General features: G+C 29.9%; 17 protein-coding genes, 1 tRNA gene, 1 other RNA gene and 1 riboswitch. Of the genes, 2 read left to right on the top strand and 17 right to left on the bottom strand.

The features are described from left to right. Positions 1 to 48: 48 nt before the first annotated feature. The 3 genes from HBE96_RS17565 to HBE96_RS17555 all read right to left on the bottom strand — a co-directional run bounded on the left by HBE96_RS17565 (position 49) and on the right by HBE96_RS17555 (position 2,643). Positions 49 to 429, bottom strand: coding sequence for a RidA family protein (locus tag HBE96_RS17565; RefSeq protein WP_206154978.1), 381 nt, complete (start codon positions 427 to 429; stop codon positions 49 to 51). 517 nt (positions 430 to 946) lie between these two features. Beyond that, on the bottom strand, positions 947 to 2,251 hold the full coding sequence (locus tag HBE96_RS17560; protein ID WP_206154977.1) for a uracil/xanthine transporter: 1,305 nt from the start codon (positions 2,249 to 2,251) through the stop codon (positions 947 to 949). Between the two features lie 203 nt (positions 2,252 to 2,454). After that, on the bottom strand, positions 2,455 to 2,643 hold the full coding sequence (locus tag HBE96_RS17555) for a hypothetical protein (RefSeq protein WP_169299007.1): 189 nt from the start codon (positions 2,641 to 2,643) through the stop codon (positions 2,455 to 2,457). A gap of 314 nt (positions 2,644 to 2,957) precedes the next feature. Between HBE96_RS17555 and HBE96_RS17550 the strand changes: the two genes are divergently transcribed. Further along, on the top strand, positions 2,958 to 3,869 hold the full coding sequence (locus HBE96_RS17550) for an AraC family transcriptional regulator (RefSeq protein WP_169299006.1): 912 nt from the start codon (positions 2,958 to 2,960) through the stop codon (positions 3,867 to 3,869). 51 nt (positions 3,870 to 3,920) lie between these two features. On the opposite strand, the gene ssrS is transcribed toward HBE96_RS17550, so the two are convergent. The 6 genes from ssrS to HBE96_RS26770 form a co-directional block, all read right to left on the bottom strand. After that, positions 3,921 to 4,115, bottom strand: a non-coding RNA gene (gene ssrS / locus HBE96_RS17545) — 6S RNA. 195 nt (positions 4,116 to 4,310) lie between these two features. Next, positions 4,311 to 5,876 (bottom strand): recombinase family protein, encoded by a 1,566-nt coding sequence (locus HBE96_RS17540; protein WP_169299005.1) that lies wholly within the window; start codon positions 5,874 to 5,876, stop codon positions 4,311 to 4,313. Between the two features lie 92 nt (positions 5,877 to 5,968). Then, the gene (locus HBE96_RS17535; protein ID WP_169299004.1) at positions 5,969 to 6,112 is read right to left on the bottom strand and encodes a hypothetical protein; all 144 of its coding nucleotides are present in this window, start codon (positions 6,110 to 6,112) and stop codon (positions 5,969 to 5,971) included. A gap of 313 nt (positions 6,113 to 6,425) precedes the next feature. Next, the gene (locus HBE96_RS17530) at positions 6,426 to 7,262 is read right to left on the bottom strand and encodes a hypothetical protein (RefSeq protein ID WP_169299003.1); all 837 of its coding nucleotides are present in this window, start codon (positions 7,260 to 7,262) and stop codon (positions 6,426 to 6,428) included. A gap of 283 nt (positions 7,263 to 7,545) precedes the next feature. Beyond that, positions 7,546 to 7,677 (bottom strand): hypothetical protein, encoded by a 132-nt coding sequence (locus HBE96_RS26775; RefSeq protein WP_281064362.1) that lies wholly within the window; start codon positions 7,675 to 7,677, stop codon positions 7,546 to 7,548. 39 nt (positions 7,678 to 7,716) lie between these two features. Continuing rightward, positions 7,717 to 7,842 carry a hypothetical protein gene (locus tag HBE96_RS26770; protein ID WP_281064361.1) on the bottom strand — a complete coding sequence of 42 codons (126 nt, stop codon included), beginning with the start codon at positions 7,840 to 7,842 and terminating at the stop codon, positions 7,717 to 7,719. A 223-nt stretch (positions 7,843 to 8,065) separates the two neighbouring features. Here HBE96_RS26770 and HBE96_RS17525 point away from each other — a divergent pair, with 223 nt between their 5' ends. Then, a complete protein-coding gene (locus HBE96_RS17525) occupies positions 8,066 to 8,887 on the top strand; it encodes an Ig-like domain-containing protein (protein ID WP_169299002.1) in 822 nt (273 codons plus the stop codon). A gap of 74 nt (positions 8,888 to 8,961) precedes the next feature. Here HBE96_RS17525 and HBE96_RS17520 read toward each other — a convergent pair whose 3' ends face one another. The 8 genes from HBE96_RS17520 to HBE96_RS17485 form a co-directional block, all read right to left on the bottom strand. After that, the gene (locus tag HBE96_RS17520; protein WP_169299001.1) at positions 8,962 to 9,552 is read right to left on the bottom strand and encodes a hypothetical protein; all 591 of its coding nucleotides are present in this window, start codon (positions 9,550 to 9,552) and stop codon (positions 8,962 to 8,964) included. A 992-nt stretch (positions 9,553 to 10,544) separates the two neighbouring features. Beyond that, positions 10,545 to 10,629, bottom strand: a tRNA-Leu gene (locus HBE96_RS17515). 426 nt (positions 10,630 to 11,055) lie between these two features. Next, complete coding sequence (locus HBE96_RS17510) at positions 11,056 to 11,631, bottom strand: lytic transglycosylase domain-containing protein (protein ID WP_169299000.1); 576 nt, start codon at positions 11,629 to 11,631, stop codon at positions 11,056 to 11,058. Further along, positions 11,632 to 12,267, bottom strand: coding sequence for a dephospho-CoA kinase (gene coaE, locus HBE96_RS17505; RefSeq protein WP_169298999.1), 636 nt, complete (start codon positions 12,265 to 12,267; stop codon positions 11,632 to 11,634). 30 nt (positions 12,268 to 12,297) lie between these two features. After that, a complete protein-coding gene (polA, locus tag HBE96_RS17500) occupies positions 12,298 to 14,940 on the bottom strand; it encodes a DNA polymerase I (protein ID WP_169298998.1) in 2,643 nt (880 codons plus the stop codon). An 831-nt stretch (positions 14,941 to 15,771) separates the two neighbouring features. After that, the gene (locus HBE96_RS17495) at positions 15,772 to 15,909 is read right to left on the bottom strand and encodes a hypothetical protein (protein WP_169298997.1); all 138 of its coding nucleotides are present in this window, start codon (positions 15,907 to 15,909) and stop codon (positions 15,772 to 15,774) included. A 361-nt stretch (positions 15,910 to 16,270) separates the two neighbouring features. Beyond that, the gene (locus HBE96_RS17490) at positions 16,271 to 17,947 is read right to left on the bottom strand and encodes a formate--tetrahydrofolate ligase (RefSeq protein ID WP_169298996.1); all 1,677 of its coding nucleotides are present in this window, start codon (positions 17,945 to 17,947) and stop codon (positions 16,271 to 16,273) included. A 155-nt stretch (positions 17,948 to 18,102) separates the two neighbouring features. After that, a riboswitch (ZMP/ZTP riboswitch) is annotated at positions 18,103 to 18,188 on the bottom strand. Between the two features lie 285 nt (positions 18,189 to 18,473). Continuing rightward, positions 18,474 to 20,015 carry an AAA family ATPase gene (locus HBE96_RS17485; RefSeq protein WP_169299042.1) on the bottom strand — a complete coding sequence of 514 codons (1,542 nt, stop codon included), beginning with the start codon at positions 20,013 to 20,015 and terminating at the stop codon, positions 18,474 to 18,476. Positions 20,016 to 20,041 lie beyond the last annotated feature (26 nt).

The raw sequence follows: 20,041 nt of genomic DNA, 5'->3' as shown, positions 1-20,041 counted from the left end.
TTTTTGTTGTCACTCACAAATTACCCATTAAGTCCATTTAGAACTTTATTACTCCAAAATTGCCATAACCTCTATTTCTACACCAGCATCTTTAGGTAGCTTAGATATCTCAACACAACATCTAGCAGGGTAATTTTCTGTAAAAAATTCTCCATATATTTCATTAACTACAGAAAAATTTGATAAATCTTTTAAAAACACTGTAGTCTTTACTACATCTTCTAAAGACGCTCCAGCTTCCTCTAATATTGCTTTTATATTATTTAAAGATTGTTTTGTTTGTTCTTTTATATCCTCTGGGATTTCTCCAGTTTGAGGGTTTACTGGTAGCTGACCTGAAACAAAAATATTCTTACCCTTTTTAATTGCCTGAGAATATGGCCCTATAGCTCCAGGTGCATTTTTTGTTGAGATTACTTCTTTAATCATTATAAGTTCCTCCTCTATTTTTCTTCATATGATTTATAATAAATGGTATTTAATTATATAATTACTCTCTTTATACAGCCTCACATTACTTATTAAACATACCTACATAAATAGTTCCATTTATGTATTCAATCGATTACATTTCTGTTCCCAAGTTCTTTCATTCTACCTCCCTCTCTATGACTTGATCTTCTAATTTATACATGTACAATTATTTGTTAACTTATGTTATAATTATATTGCGATTTAAAACAATATTCTATCAATTTATTGATGATTTATATCGTAATATTGATTTAAAAAAGAAAAAAATTATAAAAGTTATAGCAACGTAATTCAAAAGAAAAATACATAATTTTGTGCATTTTTTTGCAATAGTTGTGTACTTTCATATTATATAATTTTCAGTAAGCATTACTAATTTGTTTGAGCGACCATTAAAACTTGTTTGTCAAACCCAACGAATTAGTTACCTTTAAACCTTGACATGCTTTCCCGTTAAGATTATTAAGCGCGATTATTTATATTTTTCCCAGTTGATTAGATTTTCCAATAATATTGCGATCAGACTCCCCATTAACAATCCATTACTGAATAAAGGCCTGATTACCATCGGCAGTGATATAAAAATTTGGTTAGGCATGCTCATAATTGCAAATCCCAAAAGTATTGGTAAGGCAAACCTATAAATTGTTTTGCCATTAAACTGAAATCCGCTAAGATTCTTTAAAGCAGCTCCAATGAGTTGTAAATAAGCTACGAAAAGCACGGCATCACCAACGCTAATTGGGAGGGTAGCAAAGAATTTACTCAAAAATGGAACTAGACCCAATAGAAAAAATAGTACTCCACCAACAATAAAGGCAGAACGTTCGAGAATATGTGTTGTTTGAAGAAAACCTAAAGATGATGCATAGGGAGCATAGGGAACCATACCAAACATACCAGCTATGACGGTATTAATGCCTGTCAGGACAAAAGACCTTCGATACTTTCGTTCATCTACTTCCTCTCCGAAGATTTGTTCCGCCCCGCGCAGAGTAGCCACTGTATTTGCAGTATTTAGCATACCAGCTAGCAAAGCTGTAATGATAGAACTCAGTTCCAAATTTGGCTTTCCAAGAGGAAATAGCATTATTGTTGTAGAACTCCCAGTTCTAATAGCGCTTTGCTGAGGGAAAAGCAAACTGTAAAGTAACCAACCGACCAATATTCCGGCTAGGATAGCAAAATTGCTTAAATTTCCCCTTCCCTTGATATTCAGACAGGTAACCAATATAACAAGAAAAAAAGATAATCCCGCTACTGGAAGGTTAATTTGAGTCGAAGTAGATAAGCCAAGCATCCCCTTAAAAAAGGTAATGATTAATGAACCAGCAAGCAAAAAAAGAAAAACACTCATAACTATAGGGGTAAAAAGCCTTTTTAACAAGGATCCGATTCCGAGAGCTCCAAGGATTGCCACCATGATACCAGATATAATTATTCCAATAGCTAAACCACCACCTAAAGTCTCCAGACTCATATGAGCCACATCAGCAGAAGCGCCTAAACTAAGAAGTACTCCCCACCAAAGTCCAGACTGTCCTTCCATCAATGCATAACGATGCCCAATCAAAGCCTGAAAGATACAGGCAATCCCCGTATACATAAATGAAAGCTTCATTGATGCCATAATTACCGTCGAAGGTTCATGGAAGGCTGTTCCAATAGATAACGGAATAACTACAGTATTAGCAAACATAAAAAGTAGCCATTGAACTCCCGCAAAAAAAGTTGTCATTTTGGTGAATCTGGTAGATAAAAAGGTTGATTTAATCAATACTTTCACAACTCCTTAAATAAAACATTACTGCATTTTTATTTAGAAAAATTTTCCTCATTAGAAGTTAACTCTGCCAATTCTTTTAAATTAGCTAATATCCTTTTAGTTCCCTCAACTAAATTGTAATTCATAATAAATTTTCTCTATAAAAATTTGTAACTTTATTAATATCTAATGAGACAAAATAATAAAAGAATAGTCTATACATCTCCTATAGTATGCAAACATAAAACTTCATCAGGAACTTTTAATCCTCCATGCCAATTTACAACTCTGGCAAAACCGAAGTTAGAAAAATATTGATCCATAATAGGATATCCGTCAACTATAATATTTGTTGTCTTAAAATTAAAATTTTTTATAGAATTATTATACCATTGAAGCAACACTATCTCTCTTAAGGCATATGAAAGAAAATAGCAAGTCAAAGATGTTAGTATATTTTGCGATTGACAAGGAAATAGGTTCCGCTGATAGTTGTTCTATCAAAAGGTTCTGTTGACGCAGTATGACTCAAAATATACTAACATACTGACTTGTTATTTTTTTGAATATGCCTAAGATCATAACAAAAAAATATACATCTTTATATATGTACAATTATTTGTTAGCTTATGTTATAATTATATTGCGATTTAAAATAATATTCTATTAATTTATTGATAGTTTATATCATAATATTGATTTATAGGAGGATTCTTCATTGCAAGTTTATGAAATTTTAACCACTGGCAACCTCAAAGAAATAACAAAGCATGGAGATAAATCATTTCCATTAGCAATCTATAAAACCATGCTGCGTAAGAACAAGTTGGGATATGTACAGCTGCACTGGCATGATGAGATTCAATTTGCACTTGTAACAAAAGGATGTGTAAATTTTACCATAGACAAATCTGAGCATATAGTTGAAAAGAACAATGGCATATTTATTAATTCAAACTGTCTGCATTCTGCAAAATCATATAATAATAATGATAGTGAGTATATATGTATTGATATATCTCCTGAGCTGTTTTTAGGTTCCTCCGAAAGCATTATACGTCAGAAATATATAGAGCCATTTTTGAAATCAAAGGCTATTTCGTTTGTTACACTAAATCTCTCTATTGATTGGGAGAAGAAGATTCTAAAATCCTTAAAAGATTTATATATGATTTATGAAGAAAAGAATTTTGGATTTGAACTTAAGATGCAATATGTTATACTAAATATTTTGCATTTGATGATTATCAATATCAAATACTTAGACAAAGAAATTAGTTCATATTCTTTTATTGAAGATCAGCGTATTAAAAAAATGCTATCCTATATAGAAGAAAACTATAACCAGAAAATCACACTTGAAGATATGGCTAAAAATGCAAATTTAAGTCGTGCTGAATGCAGTAGATTCTTTAAACGTATGACCGGGCAAACTCCCTTTGAATATTTAATTTCATATCGTATTAACAAAAGTGCTCTGCTGCTTAGAAACAGCGATATGCCAATAACAGAAATTGCAGAGGAAGTTGGCTTTGGAAGTGTCAGTTACTATATTGAAAAATTCAGAAAACAAACAAATTGTACCCCAACGGAATTCAGAAACTTTCATCCTAAATTTATTGAATCATGAGATGTTTTTAGAAATAAAAAAAGAGAGATTAACTCTCTCTCTGCTTTTAAATTAAAATCCAAAATACCGTTACCCTAATTTTGACACCTATCTCTCTGATAGGTGGGTGCCCTCACAGATGTTTCTATCAATCCCAAAGCCGTCAAAAGGTCTCACAAGGAAGTACATATCTGCATCTAAATTTTGAACTCCCGTTTTAGTAATGTAGGTTCAAAATATAGAGTCTGTCGAATATTTCAGAAATTATACAAATTCATGGTGTAGAAAACGGGACTTGAACCCGTACGATTACTCAAACGTACGCACAAAAATTGCATCTTAAACTATTGCAAATTAACATTTCAATTCATCTAAAACATCATTTTACAATACGTCCGTTCATCATTCCCATGAGTGTATTTTATCATAATAAATTCAACATTTCAATTAAAATTTAATATTTTATGCCAGCATGATATGTTGCTTAAACGGAGCATTTAAGGTACCATCTATACTTAAAGTTCCATCTTCATTCTCTCGTATTGACATTTTATTAAATAGCATTTGGATTTGAGCATTGGTTATTTCTCCACCAGCTATTATCTCTTTCAACATGGCTATACTATAAATAATTCCCTGATTAGCTTCTCTGTTAATTTCCTTCACTTCTTCTAGAGAGTTACACTGTTGTTCAAGAAGTTTAATCTTTTCTTTAGTTTCCTGTGTCAACTCTTGGAACAGTTCTTCGCTAATAAGTTCCTTTGCCAACTGTTTAGCATAAGCCTTAATTTCATCTTTGAGCTCAATTACCTGTAGCTGGATATTCTCAATAGATTTATTGTAATCTCTTTTTCTGTAATTCCATTCTTTGATGAATTGGTCTATTCTCTGTAAGTTGATTTCAGCTACATCTTTCACTCTGTCCAAATAAGCATGTACAAATTTATCCAGTTTCTCTTCTCTTATCCTATGTGACGTACAGACAGAAGTTCCAAACCTGTGATACCCATTGCAGACATATTCCACGTAGTCTTTTCTCTTTTTCGCTACAAAACTTGCTCCACAGTCACTGCAAGATAATAACCCTGCATATCTGTGAATTTTAGTATTGTTAGAAGCCCTAACATTATTCTTTGACCTGTTCGCTCGAATGGATTGTACAATACTCCATAAACTCTTGTCAATTATAGGCTCATAATAATTTTCATGTACCACATGTTCCTCTTTTGGCAATTCCTTCTTATATTTATATATTACAGATCTTGATGATACGCCACAGCGTAAAGTACCAATATAAGCATCATTCTCTAATATTCTTGAAACAGTTCGGTCACTCCAAATATCTTGTCCAATCCATTTCTTTCCTGCATGATAAGTCTTACCCATAGATTGCTTTTGATACCATGAAGGTGTGTGATAGTGGCTTACTGTCAAATGCTCTGCTATCTTCTTTGTACCGTAACCATCAGCATATAACTTATAAATCAATCTTACTATTTCAGCACTTTCTTTTTTAATTGTAATCTCTTTTGTAAATTTATTTTTCTCATATCCAAAAGGTGGAATTATAACTAATCCCTCCTTTTGTTTCTGCTTAAAGGCACTTCTAATTTTTCTGCTTATGTCTTTAGCATATTGCTCATTAAGTATCTGCTTTACACCAATTACTAAATCATCATTCTCGTCAAAGCTGTCAATATTTTCAGTAATTGATATAACCTTAATCCCTATTTGTTTAAGTTGTTCCATAAACAAGGAGGAATAAGCTTTATGTCTTCCCAACCTCGATAAATCTTTTACCAGTACAGCTTGTACTGTTCTATCCTCAATTGCATCCTTTAAATCGTTAATTCCTTCTCTATCAAATGTCATTCCCGAGACATTATCATCCTCAAATATCTTAATTAAATTATAAGATTTTCTTGAAGCATAATCTATTATTATCTTCTTTTGATTATTAAGTGAATTCTGTTCTTTATCATCATCTCTGCTCAATCTCACATAACCGTATACATCTATGTTTGACACTGTTACCCCTCCCTTGTTTCATTATATGTATTACACACAGTAGCAATGTATTGATGTACACTCTGTGTAGCATTATTATACTTGGTTGAAAATTACTTAGTCAATAACTTTCTTGCATAATCCAGTATCATAAATTTTAAAATTTCAGTTAAGATATCTTCTGATTCTCCTGCTCTACATACTGCTAAATTACATTTATACTCTGCAGCACTTAATAAAACTTTATTAAGTTTCACATATTTTTTAGAACTTCCTTAATGAAAAAGCTGTATATATACTCTGAATTAATACCTAGAAACATTTCAGTTAGAATACAAAGAAAGCATCTAACCTTAACTAAATTAGATGCTCATTTGTGTATTTTTTAGTTATATCATGCATACTATTATCCTCTACAAGGACTATATCCGACGAAAAATTCATCTGAATAATAATTATCATATTTACACAGCAAAAGTATTAATCTCTTCTAAAATTCCAGACGAAAATAATAAATATATTTTAAATAAATATAGATTTTAACACATAAATTTGAAAGCAACTTTAAATTTAATTTATTTCTTTACATTGACCTTGAATACATTCCTTAATTTTACCAGAATGCTTATCTACCTGATATTCTGCTTCTGTAAAATCTTCATCGCCACTAGGTGTAATCGCATCTTTTACTATTAAATAATAAGGACAATCATCTGCTATCTTAGGCGCATTTTTAAAATCAGAATACCTAAATAATCTTTCTTGTTTTTCATTTATTTTCACCTTAGATTTAACCAATTCAAAAGCTTGATCCTCTGTAAGCATTATTTTATCTCCCAAAGCACTAGTGTTTTCTTTCGCCTTAATGTTAGCTGCTTGTGCAGCATCATCTTTTAGTTTTCTAGCATCAGCATTATTAGCATCCTGTTTTAAGACAAGATCTATATAGTTATTTGCTTCACTGAATTTACTATTTTTCAAACTATCGTTAGCATTCTTGAGGTTATAATCAATATATGATTTTTTACACTCTGCAATTTTACTTTGTGATTCATTATATCTTTTACTATCTTGCTTGCTTACTTTATTAAAATAATCAATAGCCTCTAAATATTTTTTATTAGCCATCTGTTTCATTGCAGATTCATAAATACTTTTAGATTGTTTTAATACTATCGCTAAATCAATTTGTTTTTTAGTATTATCATCTTTTTTATAGTTCATAGCTTCTTCATAAAGCTTTACTGCATTATCATATTGTTCACTACCCATTGCCTTATTGGCTTCACTTATAATATTTTCATATTTATTATTTATACTGAACCTTTGATAACCAAAAAAAGATATTGATACTATTACAATAAAAGCTGTAACTAGAGTAATCATAGTATTTTTACTTTTAAACATAACTTATCCCCCTTATATAAACTTATTTGTTCTTTCATTTCTTAGGCTGATGCTATTGCTTCTTTACTTTAAGTATGCATTTTTTCGGCATTCCTTAATGTTAATTATTTCCAAAGCAACAATTATAATTGTCGTTTTAATTACTATAATGATTTTTTCCTTGTTCATATAGCACCTTTCTTCTAAATTACGTCTTTATCAACTTCTTGTACTACATTCCGTAAATATACTATTCAACATACTATTTCTAAATCCTTCATTAAACACGAATCTTTTCCATATTTCATATTTTCATTTGGAGATTCTTCTGTTTCTCCTCTGACTTATCTTTATTGTCATAATTAGCAGGGTCTTGTTTATACTCTAGAGTTTCCACTAGTGAAACATCTTCTGGAGGAGCAATATATTCTGCCATTTTTGTAGTGAACTTATTCAAAACTTCTTTTACAACTTTTTACATTCCATCTCCTTCACCTTTCGGAATATTTTTCCCAAAATAATGAGTAAAAGCAGTTTCTTTTACAGAACTGCTTTTCTCATATGAGAAGAAAATTTGCAGTAAGCTATGTGTAATCGTCATAACACAGTTAAAACCTACTATTCACTGTTTCGCTATCTTATCCGTTACTGGGTACACTTTACAACCATTGTTTTTTTCATTATTATTATTTATTTCATAAAATTCTTAATAGAATACTTAGAGTTAAAAAATCGTAATATGTGTTTTTTTGTAATTATTAAAGGATTTTATAAGAAAATGTTGAATATATATGTTGAATTATATAAATTTGGGAGGTTTTTCTATGAAACTTTTAAAAAAAATCAGTTCACTAGCAATATCCTTTATCATATTTTCAGTAAGTATACCAGTACATGCTTCTGACACAGGTACATGGCGTACTCTTCCTGATAGAACTAATATAGCACTAGATAAAACTTGGACGTTAACTTTTAATCAAGATGTTACTCCAGATAAGATTGATGGAATAACAATCGAAAATGAGCAGACAAATACATATATTCCAGTTAGTGTTAACCTACATCCCACTTCAAATAGTAAACAAATACAGATTACTCCCGTTAATAATTACGATAGTAATACAAAATATTCCTTAAGACTTTTTTTGAATAATGGAAAAAGAATCAAGCTGAATTTCACAACACAAGATACTAATGACCTAGAATACATTAATTTTAGCGATTTTCAAAACGGTAAAGGTATGTACGATAAAACACTTGGTTTGGGCTTAATTGCATTTAATAGTAGCTATAAGGCACAAGTAAGACAAAAAAGTTATTCACTAAATAATGGAATAAATTTTTCTTGTACTGCCGTTCCAGATGATTTTACTTATTTGTTGGGGAAAAAGATGAGAAAGTTAACTGGATATTACGCTTCTCCAGATGATATAAGTGGATCTGGCTCATTAATAAAAATATGTGGAGATGGAAAGGAATTATTAAATGTAAATCCTCAAAGAGGAGATGAGCTTATTTATTTTGAAATAGATGTAACCGGGATTGATAAATTAGAATTTACAACCGATAATTCAGGTAATAGTAGAGCAGGGGTACTTTACGATTTAAGATTAGGCTATGATAAAGGAACAGCTTTAAACAACTAATTCATGCCAATAGGGATATAATATAGGGCAAGTAGTCTATTCATTGTTACTACTTTGCCCTATTACTTTACTTTTTAGAAAAGAACTTTTGACTTTTTTCTGTACACCTCACATAAAGCATTATAAATATGTTGCAAAGTTTCTTTAATTCGAGAAACTATTTTAAAAACATCATCATCAATACTCTCTAAAGTACCTTCAAGTGGTACTTTTATTTCAGCAACCGATACATAAAGTTTTTTTATACCATTAGAGCCATTTATTTTATCTAAAGCCATACTTAGATAATCCCTAAAAGCTCTACTTGTTTCCTTCCCCTTGAAGCGTATATAAGAAATTCTTTCAGTGTTAATAATTTCAATATTAATCTCTGGACTATATGGTAAATCCATCCCAAACATCATTGATAACTTATCAACCTCAAAACTATAAATTTCTGTACTATCAGATACCCCATTTTTAATAATATCATTTTCTAATTTATCTCTAAGACTTTCCATATAATTTTTATCGTCTTTTTCTATTCCTAACTCTTTTTTTAACGAAGCCTCTAGAACTTGACTTATTAAACTTTTACTTCGCCAGCCCCATTTAGTTTTTGCAGCTTCTAACGCATAAGTCGAAATCTCAACTTCTATAACACTTTTGTCAAAACTTAAATCCATGGTTTTTTCCTCACTTTCTATATTTTATATAAACATTAATCATTTTAAAATACACTATGTTTAAATAATATGCTTTGAAATGCATTGTGCCAATATGGAATATTATAAAGCAACAAATTTTTACAGCCATTTAGTGGAAAATCTATTATTTAATAGTACCTGTTTACTCCAGTAAAGGTAACAGTAATTATTGCAATGCTCTGAATTGTATTTTTTACTTAATTTGCAATTCACAAGAATCTCCTCTTAATTTCTCTCTTTTCAAAAATCATGTAGGAGTAATTTCAAGCTTGTGACATAAAAGATAAATAATATTAAAAAAACGTTTTCCCCACGTTACAACATTAAATCCTCTTCTAAATTATCAAGTTTGTACCTCTTTGAAGCTACTGTTTCAATTTTATTACTTAATATTTGAATTGACTAAATGCTTAGCCAGCCAGATATTAGCCTTATTGTTGGTGCAGGATACTGTGGTTTTGCACATCTTTTCCTAGATTCTGTGATTACAATATAAATAATAGTCTTAGTTTCTTCATCAATTACTGGGTTATTTGTATCAACCTAAAAATTACATTTACTCTTTTCCTAGATCATGTGCATTCGATCTTTCTTGTTATTATAGACACCATAATTAATTCCAATAGTTCTTTTATAGCAGTGCCTGCAGCATTTAGCGCTACTCCTGTAACCTCACTGATATACCTAATGGAAGAGAAAGTCTCACCATTATCGTCCATATTGCTTACTATAGACAGTAATACTTTTAATTAAGCTGGTGTAAAGTTCTTAAGCATACCTAAATTAAACATTACAGTAATATTACTTTATTCATCAAATTCTTTGCTTAGTGCTAACAATAGGATGAATGATTATGAATAATAGAATAAGCCATTAAGAGGTCATTTTCCTCTGCAAATATAATGTAAGTAAAAAAAGTAATTTGTGGCATAAAAAAAGAGAAGCAATATGCTTCCCTGACAATTCATGTTTGGTGCGAAGGATGGGATTTGAACCCACACGATGTTACTCGCTACCCCCTCAAAGTAGTGCGTCTGCCTATTCCGCCACCTTCGCATTAACTTGCTTTAAGTATCTTATTAACGCTGTTCAATATTTCTATCACAGAGTCTGCGTACTCACAAATGTGCGCATCCGCCACTCCTGCATATTATCGTTTACTGTCTTTTGCAACTATGACTATTATACTATGTGTTTTTATCTTCGTCAATAAATTGTTTTCAACAATTATTGATGAAAAAATAGGATTTATTACTTAATATAAGCATAATGCGGCCGAACCTTTTAGAGGACAATTGACAGAGGACAGTGAAGGAGGATTTTTCTCCGCTACACTACGAAAAATCTTTAATTTATATAAGCTAGCGATATTTTGCATTAGCAAAACAAGCCTAAAAAAATAAATTAGTTTTCTGACATAAGGAAGAAAACTCACATTCACTGTCCTTTGTCATCTGTCAACTGTCCTCTTAAAAATAAGAGTTACTTACTCTTATCCTTTTGCATTCTTTTATCCTTACTATATAAGCACTTATATACATTATAATTTACTTTAACTTTTTTTACATACTTGTCCGTTTCCTTAAACGGTATGTATTGAAGTTTCTTTCCATCAGAAGAATGTTCTGCACTCTTCAGCCACTTTTGAACATTTCCTCTTCCACCATTATATGCTGCTAATACTAAATCCACATTATTATCAAACTCATCTTTTAAATTATCCAAATACCAGCATCCCATTTTTATATTAAAATCAGAATCATTAAGCATATCTGTTTTAAAGTTTTTTACATTCATTTTTTCAGCTGCCCATTCTGCTGTATCTGGAGTTATTTGCATAAGCCCATATGCATTTCTATTTGATTTTGCATTTTTATTAAAATTGCTTTCCGTTTTTATAACTGCTGCTACTAAATAAGGATCTAAATCATATTTATAAGAATACTTAACTATACTCTCTGCATATTTTAATGGATAAAAATATTTAACTATATTTTTTGCATTCATTAGTAATATTATTAACGCTATAAAAGCTAATGCTCTTTTAATACCCTTCAATTAATTTGTGCCTAAATTATTAAGGCACTTCACCCCCCTAAAATTTCTGCCAATCTCTTCTAAAACTTTGTCTAATTCCTTCTTTGTATTATCTAAGCTTTTTGAGTTATCTATAGAATAATTTACAACCTTAGATTTTTCTTCTAAAGACATTTGTGAATTTATTCTATTTAAAATTTCACTATGTGACAACTTATCTCTATTTCTAATTCTTTCAAATTGGGTGAAAGTGTCTACCCAAACTAATATATTTACATCCATGCATTTATGTAAATCATTTTCTATAAGAGTAGCTGCATCAAGTATGCATAATTCTTTTCCTTCTTCATGCAATCGACTCATCCTGTTAAATATCTCTTTTTGAATAAAAGGCAAAATTATTTCTTCATACTTTTTTCTTCTTACTTGAGACGCAAATATAAAATTCCCAAATTCTTTTCTTTTTAATGCGTTATTTTCATCAAAAAAGCTTTCTCCAAACTCCTGCTTTATTTTTAGAGTAATTTCAGGATATATATTAAAAACTTCTCTAGCTACAACATCTGCATCTATAATATTAAACCCTTTTTCCTTAAGCATTTTAGAAATAGTACTTTTTCCACTTCCTATTCCACCAGTAAGGCCTATTTTAAGCATAAATGCCAACCCCTTTATGTTTAGATAAAATTATTTTGCTTCATACCAATTGTCTCCAATATTAATATCTACTTCTAAAGGTACTCTTAATTTCATAACATCTTCCATTTGATTTTTCACTAACTCTTTTACTTCTTCAAGCTCATCTTTATATACATTCAAAATAAGTTCATCATGTACTTGAAGTATTACTTTACTTTTTAAACTTTTGCTTTTTAAAGTATTGTATACATCTACCATAGACATCTTTATTATATCAGCAGCACTTCCTTGAATAGGCGTATTCATAGCCAATCTTTCTCCAAAAGCTTTTATCATCTTTTTAGAGTTTTTTATCTCAGGTATAAATCTTCTTCTATTCATTATAGTATTTACATATAATTTGTCTTCTGCCTGCTTTATAACATTATCCATATAGCTTTTTACACCTGGATATCTCTCAAAATAAGTATCTATATAATTTTTAGCTTCTTTTCTAGATATTTTTAAATCTTTAGCTAAACTAAAATCTCCTATACCATAAACTATACCAAAATTTACAGCCTTAGCATTACTTCTTTGAAGCTTAGTAACTTGATCTATAGGTACTTTAAACACTTCTGATGCTGTTTTAGTATGAATATCACTGTGATTTAAAAAAGCACTTATTAAATTTTCATCATCCGCTATATGTGCAAGCACTCTTAACTCTATTTGTGAATAATCTGCTGAAAGTATTATTGAATTTTCATCTTCAGGTACAAATACTTTCCTTATTTCTCTACCCATTTCATATTTTATTGGTATATTTTGAAGATTAGGTTCTGTGCTTGATAATCTTCCTGTAGTAGTAACTGCTTGATTAAAGCTGGAGTGTATCTTGGAATCTTCATCAATTACAGCTTTTAATCCTTCAATATATGTAGAATAAAGCTTACTAACCTGTCTGTAATAAGTTATTTTTTCTATAATAGGATGCTTATCTAAAAGTTGTTCTAAAACCTCTGCATTAGTTGAATATCCTGTTTTTGTCTTTTTAATTACAGGTAAATCAAGCTTTTCAAATAATATTTTCCCAAGCTGCTTTGGAGAATTAATATTAAACTCCTCTCCTGCTAGGTCATATATGTCCTTTTGAAGTTTATCTATTTCTATTTTAAACTTTTCTCCCAATTCTTCTAACTTTGACCTATCAACTTTAAAGCCTTCATATTCCATAGACGCTAATACTAAAGTAAGTGGCTGTTCAACTTTATATAAAAGTTCTTCCATGCCTAATTCTTTTATCTCATTACTTAATTTTTCAAAAACATCTTTTAAAAGATAATTTTCTTTTATTCTAAGCTCATCTTCTTCACCTTGAAGCATTATTTTAAGATAATCCTGTATAATAGAGTTTAATTCATATTCTCCTCTAGAAGAATCAATTAAATAAGCTGCTATTTTTGTATCAAATTTTACACTTTTAAAGTTTATTCCCATTTTGTGAAATACAGTATATGGCACTTTCACATCATGACTTACCTTTTCTATTTTATCATTCTCAAATATATTTTTAAGAATATTTAATGTTTCTTGGTTATTTTCTTCATATATTTTTTGAAGTTCTACCACATAATTTTCATTTTCCATGCTTAAGAACATCTTTTCAATATAACTTTTTGAATAAACATTGCCATCTACAATATTAAAAGTTACATACAAAATTTTATCTTTAGCAAGTAAATTTATATTTTCTTCAAGCTTCTTAAAATCCTGTATAGTACTTATATTTTTAAAATCAACTTTAATATCTTCTCTATCAATCTCTTCCTGTAATCTTTTTTCATCTATTACTTTATCTATAAGAGATTTAAATTGAAGATCTATAAATAATTCCTTTACACCTTCTACATCATAATTTTCCTTAGACTTTATTTCCTCTAAATCTATTTCTATAGGAACATTAAGCATAATTGTAGCAAGTTTTTTACTAAATATAGCCTGCTGGCTAAAATGCTCTAAATTTTCTTTTAGTTTTTTTCCACTAATATTATCTATATTAGACAATACGTTTTCTATGCTTCCATATTCTTTTATAAGCTTAAAAGCTGTTTTTTCACCTACTCCTGGAACACCAGGTATATTATCTGATTTATCTCCCATAAGACCTTTTACATCTATAAACTGAGTTGGTGTAACTTCAAATTCTGAAATCATTCTGTTTCTATCATATATTTCTTTTTCTGTAATTCCTTTTTTAGTTATAACAACTTTTACATTATCTGTAGCTAATTGAAGAGCATCTTTGTCTCCTGTAACTATATAAACTTCTACATCCTTCTTTTCTGCATATACAGATAAAGTTCCTATGAGATCATCTGCTTCAAATCCATCAATTTCAAATATACTTATAGAAAGCATATTCAATAATTTTTTCACTATAGGAAACTGCTCTGCCAGTTCCTCAGGCATTCTTTTTCTGCCTGCTTTATAATCTTTATATTCATTATGCCTAAATGTAGGAGCTTTTCTATCAAAAGTACACACTATATAATCAGGACTTATTTCCTCTCTCATCTTTAAAAGCATTGTTACAAAACCATATACTCCATTAGTATGTATACCCTGAGAATTAGTTAATGGTGGTAATGCATAAAACGCTCTATTCATTAAACTGTTTCCATCAAGTATTAATAACTTTTCCTTAGACATAAAATCCTCCAAATTTATTAATTGTTTAACTGAACTTTCACACACAAAAAAGGTTTTATCTCAATTTGCTTAAACTACGAAAGTTGAGTTATTTTATATATACTATATTTACTTTCTATTTTTCCAATCTCTTTATTATATCATCTTAATAAGTTTAGTCTCCATTTTTTTTAATATTTTATTAAATAACTTTTCTCTTATTTTAATTATACCCAGATTATTAAATGAAACTCCTCCTCCTTTGTCGAATGAGTAAGCGAATATCACAAAATCATAGATTTTGGATACCTGCTTAAATGAAACTCCTCCTCCTTTCGTCGGATGAGTAAGCGAATATCACAAAATCATAGATTTTGGATACCTGCTTAAATGAAACTCCTCCTCCTTTGTCGGATGAGTAAGTGATCATCTGAAAATCATAGATTTTAGATGCCTGATTAAATAGAAAAAAGTAACAAGCATTTAAACTTACCTGTTACTATAATTTTTAATATTCTATTATAAATTAATTGATATTTATAGCTTGCTTTGATAATGCAAAACATCGCTTACTCAAAAAGTATCTAAAAAAATAAAAGAGCAGGAGTTGCTTTTAAATTAAAGATTTTTCGTAGTGTATCTGAAAAGAAATCCCCCTTCACTGTCTTCTGTGAATCATCCCTATGTTCCCTCAAAAATAATACTTCGCATTATGCTTAATTACATTAAGTTAAAGTTTTGTATTTGTGAAAGCTAAGTTAATAATCCTTATTTTAAGTGAAAAACAGTAAAGTTTTAAATCTTGCTAAATACCAATAATTATAATCATTATTCTGTATTACATTTAAAACCTTAACCTCTAGTAAACAAAGCACCAATCATATCAAATAAAAATCTATGAGATTCCCTTCTTCTGATCTTTTTCACTGCTTTTTTACCTTTTTTAGCAGCCTCCACATTTTTTTTATCTTCATTATTGTAGTTTTTCATGAAAACCACTTCCTTTCACTTATTAATATGCATTTCTAATAATATGGTTACACTATGGAACAGCCATAAAATCATACTTTTCTTAAAAGATCTAAATTATGTATGTTTTTTATTGTTTTATAATATCATTATAATATTTTTATAAATAAATGTCACTACTATTTAACAGAATAATTGAAATATTTTAAAAATTTACTCAGATGTTTTAGTTCTTCCATTTAAAAAAATATATAAAGAAACACCATCTATAAAAAATCCTTTTTTAAACAAAATAAAAAAGCTTGTTGGTAAAATACATCTATCAACAAGCTAATGTTTTATATTAAATAGAATTAGATTAGTGGTTTTACACTAAATAAAATTAGAATAGTCCACTTATCACTCCATCTTTATTAACATCAATTTTTTCAGCTGCTGGAACTTTAGGAAGTCCTGGCATTTTCATTATTGCTCCAGTTAAAGCAACAACAAAACCTGCCCCTGCTGAAATTGTTACCTGTCTTACAGTTATTTTAAATCCTGTTGGTCTTCCAAGTTTAGTCTGGTCATCAGTTAAAGAATACTGAGTTTTTGCCATACATATTGGGGTTTTGGAAAATCCATTTTTTTCTAATTCATCAATTTCTTTTTCAGCTTGTGCTGTAAATACTGCATCATCAGCACCATAAACTTTTTGAGCTATGGCTCTTATTTTTTCTCTTATTGGAAGTTCTGTATCATAAGCAAATTGGAAGTTGTTTTCTTCTGTTTCTATTAATCTTATTACTTCCTTAGCAACTTCAACTCCACCTTCTCCACCTTTTGCCCAAACTTCTGATAATTTAACATTTACATTAAGAGCTTTACATCTATCTTCAACTAATTTTAATTCAGCTTGTGTATCAGTTGGAAATGCATTTATTGCAACCACTGCTGGTAATTTAAATACTTTAGTTATATTTTCAACATGTTTTAATAGATTTGGAAGTCCTTTTTCAAGAGCCTCTAAATTTTCATTATTTAAATCAGACTTTGGCACTCCACCATTATATTTTAGTGCTCTTACTGTAGCAACTATTACAACTGCATCTGGTTTAAGTCCTGCCATTCTACATTTTATATCCAGGAATTTTTCTGCTCCAAGATCAGCACCGAAACCCGCTTCTGTAACTACATAATCTGCAAAATGAGTAGCCATTCTTGTAGCTATTACTGAATTACATCCGTGAGCTATGTTTGCAAAAGGTCCACCATGAACAAAAGCTGGTGTTCCCTCTAAAGTTTGAACTAGATTTGGTTTTAATGCGTCTTTAAGTAATGCTGCCATAGCGCCCTGAGCATTTATTTGTCCAGCTGTTACAGGTACTCCTGCTCTTGTATATGCTACAACTATTCTAGCAAGTCTTGCTTTTAAATCAGTTATATCACTAGCTAAGCAGAATATGGCCATTATTTCTGAAGCAACAGTAATATCAAATCCATCTTCTCTTGGCATTCCGTTAGCTTTTCCGCCCATGCCATCAACAACAAATCTTAATTGTCTGTCGTTCATATCAACACATCTTCTCCAAACTATTCTTCTTGGATCAATGTCTAAAGCATTTCCTTGATATATATGATTATCTATCATTGCAGCTAATAAATTGTTAGCTGCTCCAATTGCATGAAAATCACCTGTAAAATGTAGGTTGATATCTTCCATAGGAACAACCTGTGCATATCCACCGCCAGCTGCTCCACCTTTTATACCAAATACAGGTCCTAGTGATGGCTCTCTTAATGCTACTATTGCGTTTTTGCCTAATTTCGACAAAGCATCAGCCACACCTATTGATGTAGTAGTTTTTCCTTCACCTGCTGGTGTTGGATTAATTGCTGTACAAAGAATTAGCTTACCGTTTTTTCCTGGAGTTTTCTTTAATAAGTTGTAATCTACTTTAGCCTTATATTTTCCATAAAGCTCAATGTCATCTTCTGAAATACCTACTTTAGAAGCTATTTTCCTTATGTCCTGCACCTTACATTCCTGTGCTATTTCGATATCTGATTTAAAACCCATTTTAAAATACCTCCATCTCTAATTTTTGTTTATTTTTGTCTTCTCAATAATTTCTATAATTAAAACCTGAGAAAATTAGATAACTTTACATTGAAATTTCTATTTAGTTTTAATTAGAGATGTCCAGGCGTTATCAAAAAACATAAAACCCCCTGGACATTTGCCCAGGCGGTCGACATTCATACTTTATAAATCACACTCCCTGTGGTAAACTCCACTTCCGCCAGTTATGTGACTCTTTAGTTTATTTTAACACACATACTTGTCTCTCGTTTAATATTAAATGATAATGCATATTATGTCAATTGGTAAATGGAAAATTTAATTATTTTCATCAAGTGATTCTTAGACTCAGGTGGAGTTTGCTTGTGAGAAATACCTCTTACCGGAGCAGAGCTCGTAAAATGCCATTTAGGCATTTTACCCATCTGAGTCTTAGAAGAACTTATCCAGGCGCGTAGCAGTGCTTATACCCCACTTAAAGAAGATAGGGGTATTAGCAATGGTAGCGATCGGATAAAACTTCCTACACATATACTGCAAATATTTCTTTTCCTTCATACTCAATCTTTTCTTCCTTATACTCTTTATCTTTATTAAAATTATAAACAACAAGATATCCCTTATCCAAACCTTGAATATCCAGGTAATCCTTAAGCTGCTTTAATCCTTTTTTATGATATTCAATACCTCTCCATATTTTCAATTCTACTAAATATTTATTAGAAAGATATGTAACTACTATATCTAATCTTTTTTCTTCTGAAATCTGAACTTCCTTAAAGTCAAAACCTACTCCATTTATTATTGGCTTTATGAAGGATAAAAAAAGAAGTCTACCTTCTCGTTCTATAAATTTTGAATCAATAGAACTATATTGTTCCTTAATAAATTGTTGAAATCTTAAAAGTATCTTCTCAAAATCTAATTTATTATCTATTATAAAGTTATCTCTAAAATTATAATTAGACATATCTGTCTTATTTTCCAGCTTAGAAGAAAAATAATTATAAAGTCTCTCCTGAAAAATTCTATTAGATATATTCACTCTTCCATTAACATTTTTAAAATAACCAAACACAATACCTAAACTTATAATTGGATTATCAATATTAAAAGTTTTTTCACTACCATTAATTATTAGATCAAAAATATATTCTCTAAGTTCATTGTTATTTTCAACATTTTTAACTAAATCATCAAAAAGTGTATTATTTTCTTGAAGCAATTCCTTTACTGCTTTACTAATACTGTCTTTATTCCACTCCAACTGACTTTCATCAATAATTTCACAAATCCTACTTACTAAAAAAGGATATCCATTAGTATAAAAATAAATGTTCTCTGAAATCTTAGAAATATTCATTTGTATATTTTTATCTTCACAATAATCCTTTAGCATAGTAGCTATTTCTGCAGAATTAAAACTCATATCTACATCAAATTTTACTGCTATATTCCATGGGCTATTATATTTTTTCTCATCATCCTGTCTAATTTTAAGCTTAAGATTTTTAATATCATAAACACCTGCAAGAATAACTGAATGAAATGTTTTATCCTTACCCTGCTGTTTTAATAAAAATTTATTTCTAAGTATGCCTAGAAAACTTAGAAACAGCTGATTATTAGAACTTTTATCAACCTCATCAATTAAAAGAATTACTTCTTTTTCACTTTTTTCTATAAGTTCTGTTATACTTTCTGATAAAAGTTCAAAGTTATTTATACCACTTATAAGCTGAAGTATAAAATCACTCATTTCTTTATCTTGGTACTTTGCAGCTTTAGCTAAAACTTTTAAAAAAACTGCTGAGAAATCCGACTCACTTTCAAAAACTTTGTCTCCTAAGCCTTCAAAACTAATATTTAAAACTAAATATTCATCTTTTAACGCTTGTTCCAGCATATACATTGTAGTAGTTTTACCATACTGCCTCGGTCTATTTATAACAAAATAGTCACCTTTTTTAACCATAGCTTCAATCTTCTTAAGCTTATTGGTTATATCAACCATATAGTGTAAATGTGGAATACAAATACCAGTGGTATTAAAACGCCTATCTATTAATCTCACCCCTATCTCAAATTAAT

This window comes from Clostridium muellerianum, assembly GCF_012926525.1.
Lineage (GTDB): Bacteria > Bacillota > Clostridia > Clostridiales > Clostridiaceae > Clostridium_AM > Clostridium_AM muellerianum.
Note: the sequence above shows the minus strand (reverse complement) of the source record. Positions and strands in the feature narration are given on the sequence as shown.

Coding starts and splice junctions, on each gene's coding strand:
- coaE (WP_169298999.1), bottom strand. CDS start 12,267: ATGCTTAAAATAGGCCTTACTGGTGGAATAGGAAGTGGAAAAAGTACT.
- HBE96_RS17530 (WP_169299003.1), bottom strand. CDS start 7,262: ATGTTTAAAAGTAAAAATACTATGATTACTCTAGTTACAGCTTTTATT.
- HBE96_RS26770 (WP_281064361.1), bottom strand. CDS start 7,842: ATGACGATTACACATAGCTTACTGCAAATTTTCTTCTCATATGAGAAA.
- HBE96_RS17490 (WP_169298996.1), bottom strand. CDS start 17,947: ATGGGTTTTAAATCAGATATCGAAATAGCACAGGAATGTAAGGTGCAG.
- HBE96_RS26775 (WP_281064362.1), bottom strand. CDS start 7,677: ATGGCAGAATATATTGCTCCTCCAGAAGATGTTTCACTAGTGGAAACT.
- HBE96_RS17520 (WP_169299001.1), bottom strand. CDS start 9,552: ATGGATTTAAGTTTTGACAAAAGTGTTATAGAAGTTGAGATTTCGACT.
- HBE96_RS17565 (WP_206154978.1), bottom strand. CDS start 429: ATGATTAAAGAAGTAATCTCAACAAAAAATGCACCTGGAGCTATAGGG.
- polA (WP_169298998.1), bottom strand. CDS start 14,940: ATGTCTAAGGAAAAGTTATTAATACTTGATGGAAACAGTTTAATGAAT.
- HBE96_RS17495 (WP_169298997.1), bottom strand. CDS start 15,909: ATGAAAAACTACAATAATGAAGATAAAAAAAATGTGGAGGCTGCTAAA.
- HBE96_RS17525 (WP_169299002.1), top strand. CDS start 8,066: ATGAAACTTTTAAAAAAAATCAGTTCACTAGCAATATCCTTTATCATA.